Origin of the sequence: Enterocloster bolteae (assembly GCF_002234575.2) — a bacterium.
Classification (GTDB): domain Bacteria; phylum Bacillota; class Clostridia; order Lachnospirales; family Lachnospiraceae; genus Enterocloster; species Enterocloster bolteae.
Genome location: NZ_CP022464.2, coordinates 5,701,088 through 5,715,496, shown reverse-complemented (window position 1 = coordinate 5,715,496; position 14,409 = coordinate 5,701,088). Strand labels below are relative to the sequence as shown.

Annotated in this window: 11 protein-coding genes and 1 pseudogene; 6 read left to right on the top strand and 6 right to left on the bottom strand. The window is 41.3% G+C overall.

Translation table 11 applies throughout. The annotated features are described in order from the left end of the window. Positions 1-339: 339 nt before the first annotated feature. The gene (locus tag CGC65_RS32615; protein ID WP_007036228.1) at positions 340-444 is read right to left on the bottom strand and encodes a transposase; all 105 of its coding nucleotides are present in this window, start codon (positions 442-444) and stop codon (positions 340-342) included. Between the two features lie 1,507 nt (positions 445-1,951). Between CGC65_RS32615 and CGC65_RS26530 the strand changes: the two genes are divergently transcribed. Genes CGC65_RS26530 through CGC65_RS26515 form a run of 4 tightly spaced genes read left to right on the top strand, consistent with a single transcriptional unit; the run spans position 1,952 to position 5,771 of the window. Next, entirely contained in the window at positions 1,952-2,926 is a 975-nt protein-coding gene (locus CGC65_RS26530; protein ID WP_002566596.1) for a glycosyltransferase family 2 protein, read from the top strand. Next, positions 2,904-3,434, top strand: coding sequence for a hypothetical protein (locus CGC65_RS26525; protein WP_002566595.1), 531 nt, complete (start codon positions 2,904-2,906; stop codon positions 3,432-3,434). The genes CGC65_RS26530 and CGC65_RS26525 overlap by 23 nt, the downstream gene beginning before the upstream one ends. Next, on the top strand, positions 3,418-4,569 hold the full coding sequence (locus CGC65_RS26520) for a hypothetical protein (RefSeq protein ID WP_002566594.1): 1,152 nt from the start codon (positions 3,418-3,420) through the stop codon (positions 4,567-4,569). Before CGC65_RS26525 ends, CGC65_RS26520 begins: the two co-directional genes overlap by 17 nt. 23 nt (positions 4,570-4,592) lie before the next feature. Further along, positions 4,593-5,771, top strand: coding sequence for a hypothetical protein (locus CGC65_RS26515; protein ID WP_002566593.1), 1,179 nt, complete (start codon positions 4,593-4,595; stop codon positions 5,769-5,771). On the opposite strand, the gene CGC65_RS26510 is transcribed toward CGC65_RS26515, so the two are convergent. Beyond that, positions 5,766-6,698: a phosphatase PAP2 family protein gene (locus CGC65_RS26510; RefSeq protein ID WP_002566592.1), complete on the bottom strand. Its 933-nt coding sequence runs from the start codon at positions 6,696-6,698 to the stop codon at positions 5,766-5,768. The two genes, CGC65_RS26515 and CGC65_RS26510, sit on opposite strands and share 6 nt — an antisense overlap. Before the next feature lie 116 nt (positions 6,699-6,814). On the opposite strand from CGC65_RS26510, the gene CGC65_RS26505 reads away from it, so the two are divergent. Both CGC65_RS26505 and CGC65_RS26500 read left to right on the top strand, forming a co-directional pair. After that, complete coding sequence (locus CGC65_RS26505; protein WP_002566591.1) at positions 6,815-7,885, top strand: mannose-1-phosphate guanylyltransferase; 1,071 nt, start codon at positions 6,815-6,817, stop codon at positions 7,883-7,885. A 22-nt stretch (positions 7,886-7,907) separates the two neighbouring features. Continuing rightward, on the top strand, positions 7,908-9,623 hold the full coding sequence (locus tag CGC65_RS26500; protein WP_002566590.1) for a phospho-sugar mutase: 1,716 nt from the start codon (positions 7,908-7,910) through the stop codon (positions 9,621-9,623). A 252-nt stretch (positions 9,624-9,875) separates the two neighbouring features. Here CGC65_RS26500 and CGC65_RS26495 read toward each other — a convergent pair. From CGC65_RS26495 to CGC65_RS26480, 4 genes and pseudogenes are all read right to left on the bottom strand, one after another. Beyond that, a pseudogene (locus CGC65_RS26495) lies at positions 9,876-11,117 on the bottom strand (IS256 family transposase). Positions 11,118-11,273: 156 nt separating this feature from the next. Further along, positions 11,274-11,477, bottom strand: coding sequence for a hypothetical protein (locus CGC65_RS26490; RefSeq protein WP_002566588.1), 204 nt, complete (start codon positions 11,475-11,477; stop codon positions 11,274-11,276). Between the two features lie 90 nt (positions 11,478-11,567). Beyond that, entirely contained in the window at positions 11,568-12,764 is a 1,197-nt protein-coding gene (locus tag CGC65_RS26485; protein WP_235622140.1) for a hypothetical protein, read from the bottom strand. 392 nt (positions 12,765-13,156) lie between these two features. After that, on the bottom strand, positions 13,157-14,323 hold the full coding sequence (locus tag CGC65_RS26480) for a hypothetical protein (RefSeq protein ID WP_002566586.1): 1,167 nt from the start codon (positions 14,321-14,323) through the stop codon (positions 13,157-13,159). Between the last annotated feature and the right edge of the window lie 86 nt (positions 14,324-14,409).

Below are 14,409 nucleotides of genomic sequence, written 5' to 3'. Positions count from 1 at the left end.
CCAGCGGTGATATGTTAAGAGGAAAGTGGATAAAAATGCAAATTTTTTTGCATTTTCCTTTAAAAGTGAATAGTTTCCCAAGCCTCGTTGGACTTCGGTGCCTAATACAGGCAGTTGTCTTTCAGCAGTCGTAAGACGAGCTGTAAAAATTTACGGGCAGTTAATACGAGGGCACGTTTGCGCTGATATTTGTTTACCTCTTTATATTTGAGGTGATAGAAGCGGCTGGCTGTATTCTGCGTCGCATCTCACAAGAGACAGGGTTGCTTCTCCCAGGTAGTACTTTAAGTATCGGTTTCCAGATGGAGTCATGCGCGTGTTTTGCGCTTTAAAGTCACCTTACTGGTGCTGTTTCCAGGCAGGCCCTGCATATTTAACGAGGGAGGCCTGATTGGGGAATCGGTTGATATCACCGATTTCCGCAAGGATGCCGGCCGAGAACACTGGCCCGATTCACTTGATGGATGTCAAGGTATTGGTTATCAGTTCCATCTGTTCGGCAATCGCCTTATCAAAGACTTTGATCTGTTGCTCCATTGCTCGTATCGAGCTTATATATAGAAAGCACCTGGTTTATGGAGTCGTTTACCATTTTTTGCAGTCGGTAGGAACTCCGGGCGGCTTTCTGGGTGGCTTTCGCTACTGCATCCGGATCCGGGAAACGATTTTTCACTTTCTAGATAATAAAAGCGGTAAGCTGTTGTAAGTCCATCTCAGCAAGGGCTCTGCGGATCCGAGTTCTTCGTAGACGGCCAAGGCAGTTGTGATGAAGGCATCGGAAAATATCTCCTCCTGGGCTATCGTAGAATACTCATTAAACAGGTAGTTTAGAAACCGCTGTTGTTCCTTGTCGAGGTTCTGGATAGCGAAGAACCGGGCTCTTGTAAGGTTCAGGAGGGCTTTATAGCGGTAGTCATCCAGATAGACCTCTTTGTTGATGCTACCAAAGCTCAGGTAGTAAGTAATAACGAAGGAATCTACGTAATCATTTTTAGGCAGGTCATTATAAGAAAGTTTGAATATGGCGACCTATTTTGGATTGAGGACGTGAATCATCCTGTTAAAAGGCGTAAGATGGGCATCTTCCCTTAAGAACCAGAGGAGATTGTCACTATAGAAGGAGGTGGCCTTCAGACCCAATGATAAGGTCTGTAAGAGATTGGGATTGGAGTGGGGGTGGGGGGGGGGGCGTCGAGGGAGTTCTTCAACGGGATACAGCTGTGTTTAGAACCACTAGGCTTCATGAGAAAGGCCACGTTGAATTTGCTGCTCACATTAATACCGATGTAAAGTGGGTTTATAAGAATTACCTTCTTTCGTAGGTGGATTTACGGTCAATCGACTTGGTAATGCCCATGATCATGGAGCGTCAATATCCTCGCGGCATTAGAATTCGGTTGGAGATGGACTGATGCGGACCCCACTGCAAGAGGGCAGGACATGAATGCCAACAAACAGCCAGTAGGTTTGAAGTTAACTTCTATGTCAGGGGAACAGACTGTCTATAAAGTAACCATTACTGGTTCAACAGGAGGAAAAAGAACTAATACCTGATTGACATGATGTTCAATCATATCATGGGTACTAACAAATCGGGTGACCTATTACGGTATCTATTTAGTTATAAAGAAACTGATTCGTGATATTTTTATGGTTCATACTTTAATGGGCAGTTTATATTAACAAAAATGGTACAGGTGTAATGAAAGATAGATACAATAAGACATAATATTTCTGTCAATCTTTATATTGTATAAATGTTTTATGAAATTATTCGGAAAGTCTTATATTGTATTGATTAAAATAGGTAGTTGGGCCATGGTCGATACAGTGAGAGCAAAGATATTGGTGGAAATGATTGGTGGCGGAGACTATATGCGTATAACTGTTTACATAAGCCTAGAGGATTGTTGCCTAAGATGATTAAGCAAGACTACAAGGAGATATAGCTATGAGAAAAACATTGTATATTGTAATCCCGTGTTATAATGAAGAAGACGTACTGAGAGAGACTGCCAGACAGCTTTTGGCGAAAATGGACTCAATGAGCAAAAAGATATCTGGCGGAAGCCGGATTGTATTTGTAAATGATGGTTCTAAGGATAAAACTTGGGATATTATAAAGGAATTACATCAGTCCAATCCAGTATATAGTGGAATTAATCTCAGCCGGAACCGTGGACATCAAAATGCCTTGCTAGCAGGTCTTATGACAGTAAAGGATTATTGTGATATGGCTATTTCAATGGATGCAGATCTTCAGGATGATATTGGTGCTATTGATGAGATGGTGGATAAGTTTTATAGAGGCTATGATATAGTATATGGAGTTCGCAGCAAGAGGAATACGGACACATTTTTCAAACGGTTTACTGCTGAAGGATTTTATAAGATGATGTCCGCATTGGGCGCAGATACAGTCTATAATCATGCAGATTATAGGTTAATGAGCAAACGGGCATTGGAGGGCTTGGCTAAGTTTAAAGAGGTGAATCTGTTTCTGAGGGGAATGGTCCCTATGATTGGATATTCTTCTGCAACGGTTTACTATGTGAGAAATGAACGTTTTGCTGGTGAAAGCAAATATCCTCTTAAGAAGATGCTGGCTTTTGCCTTTGAAGGAATCACATCTTTAAGTACCAAGCCTATTAGAATTATTGTTATGTTGGGCAGCATTATTTTAGGAGTGAGTGTTCTTATGTTAATTTGGAGTGTGGCTGGATTCTATCGTGGAACGACTGTGCCGGGATGGGCAAGTATTATGGTTTCCATATGGGGAATCGGTGGTATACTTATTTTGAGTGTAGGAGTTGTGGGGGAATATATCGGCAAGATTTATCTGGAAACGAAAGAGCGCCCACGCTATATTGTGGAAAGTTTTATTAATCAAGAAGGAACTGTAGATGAAAAGACCATTTCTTATTAGTGCATATATCGTCAGTGCAGCACTGTTTATTTTTTATATTTGGGTTTTATGGAATGCCAGGACACCTGAGGTGAATCTGGCATATCGCATGTATTATATCAATCGGGAGTTAGAAAAATGGCCGGGAATAGAGGGCTTTGATTATGTGGTAGGTATACCTGTATATATGAACCAGGAGCAGAAAAGGTGTGGTTCCGGGTGGGAAGATAGGAATAATCTTGGAAGGCGGGTTTCAAGCGAAGGAGCTTGGATATATTTTGACGGACTACCAGAGGATGACCTGCGTCTGACAATTGTTGTTGATGATATTGGAAAGAAAAACATACTGACAGTGTTATCGAATAGGGAAGAAACTCCTCTGACTTTGGAAAAAGGACGTGAAAATGGAGAGAGGGAGCAGTTGTGGACTGCTCCGATAAAGGCGGAGAACGGAGAAATATCCCTTCTAATAAATGGAACAGAAGATGTTTGGGTGAAGGAGATTACGATTGATGAAGCGAGTGAATAGTTATCTGGAAAATAATAAATGGATGCTCCCGTTAGTAATTTTATTCATATTTCTTCTGTCCCGATTGCTGATGTATCTGGTTTTTATTGTCTGGCAATATGTAAATAATGTGGATATTTTCATATTTGACAGAATGAATAATTGGGATGCCGGCTGGTATAAAAGTATTGCTATGGATGGATATGCGCCGGCTCCAAGTCCAGATGAAACGGGGGAGGCTAACTGGGCGTTCTTTCCATTAATGCCATTGGTCATGCGCTATTTGATTCGGTTTACTCATGGAAATGTAAATGTAGTTACCTGTATAGCAAATTCTCTTTTTTTCCTTGCTGGATTGGTGGCCTCTGCGTCCTATATATGTAAGACCAGAAATGATTATATTGAGGCTCTGTTATTCTGTCTGATATATTCATTTGGTCCATATAGCTTTTATTTCTCTATCTTTTACTCGGAATCATTGTTTTTTCTCTTTGTGGTGTTATTTTTTATATTCATGAAAGAAGAACGGTATATTGCAATGGGGGTAGTTGGCGCATTGGCCAGTGCGACGAGGAATCTTGGCGTCTTGCTGGTTTTTGCTGTTGCTGTGCAGTACACTTCAGATTATTTGAGAAGAGGCAGCGGAAAGTCATTATGGAATTACTGGAAAGAGGCGTTTAAAAACTACAGGCTGGTATTAGGTGTTGCATTAATTCCTCTTGGATTGTTTGGATTTATGGTGTTTTTATGGTATAAAATGGGAGATCCCCTGGCTTTCGCCCATATCCAATATGCGTGGGGGGAGCATGAAAGCTCATTACAGGAAGTGATAAAGGCTTTGACGGGAAGAGGGACAAGGCGAAAAATTTATTTTGCATTAGTGGGTATATTCGGTCTGATAGGCAGTATACATCTGGCCAGGACTAAACGATGGGGGGAGTCCGTAATGGGAGTATTGTTCATTTTAGTCCCATTTTCTGTGAGAACTACATCGCTGCCAAGATATGTTATGGGTGCGTATCTGCCGGTGCTAGGCTGGACGGATGTGTTTTGTAAACAAAAGGCCAAGTGGTTAGGGATAATTCTGATAATATTGGCGTTGCTTGAATGTGTATTGTTTTATTGGTGGCTGGAGGGGAAAAATATTTTAATATAATCGGTAAGTCCAGGAGGAAAGTTATGTCTGTTTCTGCCATACTATTTCTAATATTTGTATTTTTAAAACCGCTGTATCTTTTTCCATCAGGAGGACTGGGGGTAGGAGATGCAGTATTGGCAGCGGCTTTTCTAAGTGCATTGATACGCAGGTTAAAAAAAGGGCGGCGTGGACTTTTATACAGGGAGGATTACTTTTTTTATGCGTTTTTAGCAGGTGTATTTTTGGTGAATGGCTGGTATTATATTTTATCTCCCCACAACGATTTCATACGTAATACAGCTTATTGGCTTTATGGATGCATGCTGTTATGGACTTTAAGGGAGGTGGCTGGAGAAAAGAACTTTCTGCTGTATCTCAACCGAATATTGAAGCTTATATTAGTTGTTCAGCTGGCGGTTTATGTTTTAGGAGCAGGACGTATTTATTATGAGTACTGGGATGCGAACAGGTATATGGGAACATTTAACAATCCAAATCAGATGGCATACGTGCTGTTTTTGACTATCCTCCTGATTTATTGCTATGATAGTGAACACCATAAACGATCGTTCTGGCTGTTTTATATAATTGATGGCTTTCTGATTTTGCTTACCAAATCTACCGGCATTTTTTTGGGATGGACGCTGTTGGCTGCGGGGAGTGGCTGCATTTGCATTTACAGACAGTATAAAGCTGGACGGATATCCGGCCGATTTTTGTGTTGTATAGGAGCAATTCTTACAGCAGCATTGGTAATCGGCCTTTGGTTGATATGGCCGGAGCAAGGCTTTACTATACAGGATAAAGAGTACAATATTCTTACGAGGATTCAAGAGAAACTGGCTCTGCTTTCACAGGGAGGAATCAGAAAGCTGATAGTTGACCGTGGTGGAGAAAAGATACTTTATTATCCAGAATATCTTCTGTATGGAGCGGGCGAAGGTTTCTTTGAACGTTTTCCCCTGGCAGTGGTCTGGAAGAGCGAAATTCATTCGACCCCATTCAGCATATGGTTTTCTTACGGTATAATACCTATGGCCCTGATGCTGGTGTGGCTTTGGAGGAACATGAAAGGTGCGCCTGTCCACTATTGGCCTGCTTATATTGCCCTTTTAGCGGAAAGCATGACAGTGATTAACTATCGTCAGCCATTTTTCTGGATGATACTGGCTTATGCCAGTATAAAATCGGCCAGTCATAATTACGGAGGAGGTTCATAGCTTTCGGGTCAGAATCGGATAGATTGCAGTAATATAAAAAGGTATAATAAAACCGTTGATGAATGCAGCTTTTGGAGGGCTGATAAAAAAGGATATTAAGGATGGAAATGTCTTGAATAGTAGCGTTAAGCCTATCATACCCAGTAAATAGCGATATAATTTGGTTTGCCAGGTTCCTCTGGTTTCGTTATAATGAATCAACTTTCTATCAAGAACCCATCCGTAAGCCAGACCAATGATACCACCACACCCGCGGAAGCAGCCATTTATCATTTGCTGAGGGTTTACAAGCAGTTGTCCATCAATATAATCCAGAGGATAGGATTTGTTTTTGGCATAGAATACCAGAAGAATGGATGCCAGTGTTATGGAACCGGCAGTAATCCAGTCCCGTCCTCTTTTTTTATCTGCCCAGATTAGCAGATAATAAGTACTGTAGAGAATGAATCCTCCTAAAATAAGGGACACTATTACATCTTGGGGAGTATGGACGCCCAAATAGTTGCGGGAAAAGCCAACAACAAGTATAATGAGTAGCAGAAAGCTTGCTATTGGTTTATTCCTTTTGAAATCATATACGGCTAAGCCGCCCCATACAGCCATGGCTTTGGCAGTATGTCCACTGGGAAAGGAGTATCCGCTTGCCCCGGGCCTGGCAGAATCTACAGGGGTTATCCTGTTATCACGAATCCATGGCCTGTAAGCACAGACAGTTATTTTAATAGCCTGGTTTATAAAGTTTCCCAGGTGGAAATTGAAGAGAAGGTATAAGGCAGACTGTTTGCGGACACACCAGTATATGCCGGAGATGAGGGACATAATTATAAAATCTTCTCCGAAAGTGGTGGTAAAAAGAAATAAGCTGTTAAAGACCTGGTGTGTGATGGAACGGAGTGATTGAAGCGAAAGCAGATAGTCGATATCCATGAAATTCTCCTTTTAGTATTAGTTGGAATTATTATAAACGGGAAAACAGTAAGGGTCAATATATGATCTTATCAAAGCAACAATAAGTAAAAGTTTGAGCTTGGAGGGAAATAAGGATGAATATAACAGCGTTAATAATGGCCGGAGGGCGCGGAGAACGTTTTTGGCCCAGAAGCCGGAGAAATATGCCAAAACAGTTTCTGACCATTACAGATGATGGTAAAACGATGATTCAGCTGACTGTTGAGAGAATAGCTTCATTGGTAAAGATGGAGGATATTTATATTGCAACAAATAAAGACTATAGGAATCTGGTACTTGAACAGCTTCCGGGCATACCGGAGGATAATATACTGTGTGAGCCTGTAAGCCGTAATACGGCACCTTGTATTGGACTGGGAGCTGTCCACATTTCCAAGAAGCATAAAGATGCCCTGATGTTAGTTTTACCTTCTGATCATTTGATTAAATTTAATAAAATGTTTGTTTCTACATTAAGAGATGCCTGCCGTATAGCGGAAATGGGAGATAATCTGGTTACCATTGGCATCATGCCTGATTATCCGGAAACGGGATATGGGTATATTAAATTTAATAATCATGAAATGGAGGGCCGCGCATATAAAGTAGAACGATTTGTGGAAAAGCCAAGCCTGGAGGTAGCAAAAGAATATCTGGCAACGGAGGAATATCTGTGGAATAGCGGAATGTTTATTTGGAAGGTTTCCTCTATTTTGAAGAATATAAAGAAGTTTATGCCTGCTATGTACAAAGGACTGGAGCAAATACAATCTGCTATCGGTACGGATGGGCAACAGGTGGTGTTGGAACAGGAATTTAATAAAATGGAATCTCAGTCCATTGACTATGGCATAATGGAACGGGCAAAAGATATCTATATATTACCAGGTGCTTTTGGATGGGATGATGTAGGTTCCTGGCTGGCAATTGAGCGTATTAAGAAATCAAATGAATTTGGAAATGTAGTGGACGGGAATGTCATTACTGTAAATACTCATAATTGTATTATTCAGGGAGACAGAAAATTGATAGCTGCTGTTGGCCTTAAGGATATAGTTGTGGTAGATACAGAAGACGCCATTTTGATTTGCGAAAAAGATAGTACGGGGGATATAAAAAGAGTATTAGAGAATCTGAAGATTTGTAACCGAGATGAATATATATAGATAAATTAAGGAGTTAGGAAAGGTGACGGAGAGAGTAAAAGACATATACAAATACTGGCTTAATCAGAATCTGGAAGATACTGAACTTACAAAGGAATTGGAGACAATCAGCCTGGATGCCAAGGCCATCGAAGAACGATTTTACAAAGATTTGGAATTTGGGACCGGAGGCTTAAGGGGAATAATGGGAGCTGGAACCAATCGTATGAATGTTTATACAGTTGCCAGAGCCACCCAAGGATATTGCAGTTATTTGAAAAAAATATATTCTGGGGAAATTCATGTCTCCATAGCATTTGACAGCCGATTAAATTCAGTTAATTTTGCCAGGACTGCGGGGGAAGTGTTTGCGGCGAATGGTATCATAGTTCACATATATCCGGAATTAATGCCCACCCCTTCGCTGTCATTTGCAATACGGCAGCTGCATTGTAATGGCGGTATTGTTATTACGGCGAGCCATAATCCTTCAGAATATAATGGTTATAAGGTGTATGGAAACGATGGATGTCAGATAACGACTGGTACTGCAAAGGAAATTCAGAAGGAAATAAGCCAGATTGACGTGTTTGCAGATGTGGCACGGATGCCATTTGAAAAGGCTCAGGCAGAAGGGCTGATCGCCTATATTAGTAAAGAGACAGTGGATGCATTTATACAGGCTGTTTCAAAAGAAACATTGTGTGAAGCAGGAATGAAAAAGGATATAACAATTGTATATACTCCGTTAAATGGCGCTGGAGGTTACTGCGTCAGGAGGGCGTTGGAGGAAAATGGTTTTCAAAATGTTTTTGTTGTAAAGGAACAGGAAATGCCGGATGGATGTTTTCCCACTTGTCCTTATCCGAATCCTGAAATTGAGCAGGCGATGGAATTAGGAATTCGCGATGCAAAGCATTTGAACTGTGATTTGCTGCTGGCAACAGATCCGGATTGCGACCGGGTTGGTGTTGGGGTAAAGTCCGGATGTGAATATTTACTGCTAAGTGCGAATGAAATTGGTATGCTGCTTCTTGAGTATATTTGCAAACGAAGGAGTGCCAGCGGTAGTATGCCATGCAGGCCTCTTATGATGAAAACCATAGTAACCATCGATATGGCTGAGCGGATTGCATCTGAATATGGGGTGGATACAGTAAATGTGCTCACTGGTTTTAAATATATTGGGGAACAAATAGGACTTTTGGAGGAAAAGGGAGAGGAAGATAGATTTATATTTGGATTTGAAGAAAGCTATGGATATCTGTCCGGCAGCTATGTCAGAGACAAGGATGGGGTAGGCGCTTCTCTTTTGATTTGCGAGATGGCGGCATATTATAAAAACCAGGGAAAAGGATTAAAAGAAGTACTGGATGAGTTATATGCAAAATATGGCTATTGTCTCAATACTCTTCACTGCTATACCTTTGAAGGCTTGGAAGGAATAAGAAAAATGGATGGAATTATGAGTGGATTCAGAACCGCAGCTCCAAGTGAAATTGGAGGATTGAAAGTGATATCTATCAGTGATTATAAGGAGTCCCTGATTAAGTACGGGGATGGGAGGGAGACTATAATTAAGCTTCCTAAATCTGACGTGATGAAGTTTACGCTAGAGGGGAATGTATCCATGGTAGCCAGACCTTCGGGTACAGAGCCAAAGTTAAAGTTATATTTTTCAATCTGTGCAGATACCGAAGCAGACGCTAAACAATTGGAGATGAAGATAAAAGAGGATATTGAAAAGGTGCTGTTATAACTTACTAAAAATCAGTCTTCTGACATGGTTTGAGTTTACCATATCTAAGGCTGATTTTGTAAGTCCTTTGGTGCAATAACTCGCAGAAAGCGAGTGTGTGAAGAAATCTCTGTAAAAGCAGCTCTTCTATGATAATGGCAGGGCTGAAAGCTTCTCTATGAGCGTTCAGCCCTTGGTTTATATATACCGCACAATACTGCATATGTCAAGACTAGGCGGATTCCCGCCTGGTTTGAACGGTCCTGGATTCTCTTACATCGGCAGTCGGCCCTCATACATGAGGCTCAGTTCTCCATATACCTGGCCCCAGTTCCGGATTGGCATCGTCCACTACTTTGTTGCTTCAAATGTTGACAAGTACAGCGCTTTTAAAAGGGCTGTATCGCTTGGAAACACGCTCCTCTGACGATTCAGCTTCCGGTATGTGGCGTTCAGGCTTTCGATTGCGTTCGTGGTATATATAACCTTGCGTACAGTCGTTGAAAACTTAAAGATGGGGACGATCGCGTCCCAGTTCTGGTGCCAGCTTTTCATGGAATTCGGGTACTTTTCTGACCATTTTTTTGTGCCCCGCTCCAAGGCTTCTAATGCCTTCTCTTCTGTTGGCGCCTGGTAAATCGTTTTGAGATCTGCCGCAAAGAGCTTACGGTCCTTGTCTGATACGTATTTTAACGTATTCCGCACCTGATGGACAATGCACCTCTGGTATTCCGTCTTTGGAAAGGCAGCGGCTATCGCTTCCTTAATCCCTGTCAGTCCATCGGCACAGAGGAGCAGGATGTCTTTTACTCCACGGTTTTTTAAACCGTTCAGAACGGAAAGCCAGTACTTGGCACTCTCATTTTCGCCAACCTCGATGGTCAGAACCTCTTTTAAACCATCTGAATTAATCCCCAGTACAACATAGGCCGCCAGCTTACGGATCACGCCGTTATCCCGTACAGAATAGTGGATTGCATCGATATAAAGCACCGGATAGACATCGGAAAGGGGGCGGTTCTGCCAGTCTTCAATCTGGGGCAGAAGCTTATCCGTCACATCCGAAATGAAGCCTTCGGAGGCCTCGAAGCCGTAGATATCCTCCAGTGTTTCCGAGATCTGCCGTGTTGTCATCCCTTTAGTGTACATGGATATGATCTTCTGATCGATATCAGAGATATCTTTCTGGCGTTTCTTTACCACCTGTGGTTCAAAGGTGGAGTTACGGTCCTGTGGGACTTCGACTTTCATGCTTCCATAGCTGCTATTCACCTGTTTGGTTTTATAGCCATTGCGATAGTCATCGCAATCGGAACGTTCTGACTTGCGATAGCCAAGATGCTCGTCCATCTCGGATTCCATCATCTCTTTGATGGTACCGCCCAGTAGATCTTTGAGGGCATCCTGAATGTCCTGGGCAGATTCAATCTCATACTCCTCAAGAAGCTGCCGGATGATGTTTCGCTTTCCATCCGTCATTTGCACTTTGTGTACAGATTTCTTTTCTCTTGCCATAATAAAAAGGCCTCCTATGATTTTTATTTTATCATAGAAGACCTTATAAATCTTTAATTACAGAAAAACTTTCACAGACTCCAGAAAGCAGGCATTCTTTTTACACAATTTTTAATCTGTCTCAAAAGATGTCTTTCTGGAATCATAGCTTCTATGTCAAGAATTATCATCTGCATTTGACTGCTTTGTTTTCTCATCATAAATAATCAGCCTCCATAATATAGTTTCTTTATATTTTACCATATATGACGCTGATTTTGTTACTTTGTCAACAGGTCTTTTTTTCACACACTCCTTAAATGTTGCATTTAAACTGTAGTTAAATAATCCCCCTATAAACACAGGCAATAAGCCCGCCATCAGGCGGGCTCATTAAAAATTCATGTTTTAGGATATCTCTGAATCATATATTCAGCACAGCCCCAGGCTAATAGATATAAACAACTCTGTTCATTCCGTGGAAGCAAGTACCGCAGGAGTTGCCGGGGCCGTTTTCCTGTTTTTGAAAGCGCGTTCCAGGGTATATACAAAGGCTCCCATTAAGGCGCTTGATATATCCAGAACTGCAGCGGCAGCTGCGGAAAATAAAGCCATGGTATTGTATTTGGTGTGGAGCAGGTTTAATGCCTTTTCCAGAGGATTAAGGTTGGCAAGATATCTCCGCTCAAGAGCAGAAATGTCATCAATCTCTTCCGTGCGGTCCGGTTCCGGCAGGTTTATGCCCGGATTGAGGGTGACAGTACCGTTCTCTGCATCTGGACTGTAGATGATTAGGTCCTGAGGCAGCGGGAGGGATTTTACAAGTTCACGCAATTCATTAGTCTGACCATACCAGAGTTGTTTCCAGCTTTCAATTTGCTTCTCCGTGTTTTCATCTGCTTTTGAGGTGAACATAAAAGCATTTTTATCCTGTCTCTTATTATCCAGCATATGGATGATTGCGTCAGTTTTATCCTGACACTCAAGTATTTCTTTTCTCACAGAAAGGGAGTTTTTAAAACTGAAGTAATTTGTCATTTCATAACTGCTGCTGGTAAAGCCTTCTTTTAATAACAGGGCAAACATATCGCTGGTGATTGTGTCAAGGATGTCTACGTCGGGGGCGTCCTTATTAATTTCCACCATAAGATCATGGCGGTAGGATTCCATTGTGTTTTCTGTGTTATTCATCTTATGGGCGGTGACTTTGTTGATGCAGGTTTGCAGCGCAGATATGACTGAATCTAACTGTGTTGCTTCCGTTTTCATAGAGTTGATTTCTGTGTCACGTTTATTATTATCATTCTGCAAATCAATAAAAGCCTGGTCATTAAAGTTCCTATACTGGCTAAGACGAAGGTTTATATTGTTCCAGACTGCTTCCTTACTGCTTATATTCGATAACATGTTGTTTTTTAAAGTCTCCGCGGTATTCTTTTCGCCTTCCAGTGCAGTCAGGGCATCGTTGGCCTGCTGCTCTGTATACGAGGAAGGCAGAGAACTCTTAATGCTGTCCAGATTTTTCAGCAGAGAGCGGTGGAAAGCTGCGCAATTTGATGAAAAAGTGAAACTGCTGATATCTGTTTTGCAATCATCGAGTATTTTGGTGATTTCTGTATTACTTTCTGATGAATGGCTGACAAATGGAACGCTGCAGTATGCATCCATGGTCTCTTTTGTGTAGATCAGGTAATTATCCAGGTAGTTCTGGTACTGATAGCATTTTTTGATGGTGAACTCATCCATGATACGTTCAGCGTCACTGTAGTAGAGACTTGTGTTATATATTTCATTTGAAATAAATACAAAGCTGAACAGCGAGGACGATACCAGCATTGTTGCCCATAGAATCAGGACGATTCTGGGGTTTAATGTGAAAAAATATATTAGCTTCAGGTTTAATATAAATAGTGCAGTCTGTATGGCTGCGGATACTAGAAGTGCCTGCCACATTTGAGTAAATACATATTCATGGAGTCCCTGGGCGGTTGCATAAAAGGAAACCATGGCAAGAGCAAGGGAACAGGTCACCAAAAGCTTTCGTATACTTGTTAATACCTTCATTCTTCCTCGTCTCCTTCCTGTTCATCAATTAATTCCATAGCGCTTGATAAAAAACCGGCAGTTGCAAATGCAATTAGATCAATAGATGAGTTTAAAATATTGTTTCCTATACTCGCTGCCTTCTTTGCCAGCTGTATAGCGCGGTCAAGAATCCAGGATGTTACATTGTGGTTCTTTGCCAGATTAATGAGAGCATGTACGCTTAAAAGACAAACCGGATAAAGAATCAATATTAACAGTGGCAGCGAAAAAATATCGCCCTGTGCAAAGAGATTTAGTACAGTATCTTGGCTTAATACACCGGTCTTAGCTAAAAATGCTGATAGGGCGGCAATGGTTAGTACATAGGCGGAAGGGTTTTCATTTCCTTGTATTGTAGTGACCATTATTTTTATCAGTTTATAGTAGCAGAACAAAAGGGTGAATACGACAACCATGGACAGTATACCAATGAGAAACACTATGATAATTGAATTAACATCATGAAAGAGTGTTTCCGTGTTGGCGATTCTGTAATTGGTTGTTTGAGATAATCGGGTTACCATATTGTAAGTAAATAAAAAGGGTATGACGGTTAACGCTATGTATAAGAGCGACTGTCCCAATGAAATCCCCTTGTGATATTGTGTGGTGGGACAGACAACTTTGGCGTTGGTTGAAGACGCCTGGGAATCAGCTTCAGCGGCTGATTTTGTGTGGTGAACAAATCGGTGCCTGGCATATCTCATCTTTGAAGCACCGTTGTTTGGAGTGTTTGTATCAGTATCAGGGGGCTCCTGGGTATGTGAAAGGAACCATAAAGATAACTTCTTAATATAAGGAAAGCTAATCCGTAAAAGGTAAAAAACTATAATGATACAAGCTCCATATTCTATGGGGATTTGAAAATAGGCTTCAAAAATTTCTCTTCGGTATAAGCCATTTATGATGGCTATAAGTGAAAGAATAAATATCATGTAACGTTCGTGGAGATGTTTTCCCTTTACTGAAAGATAGAGTGTAAACAAAAACCAGCCTGAAAGAAAGAACGTAAAAAAGCTCTTAAAATCAGATGCAAAGGGATGGAATTCAGTCAATAAAAATGCAATGACCAGGATGCTGGCCAGAGGCAAGACAGATAAAACCCGTTTACTGATGATGGTGTTAGATTTGCTTGTATCCATAAGATCCTCCTTTCGTCTGGCTGGTTTTCCGGTGTCAATTATTGGTTATAAAGTTTCTCCATAATAAGTATCATATTTCAACTGTC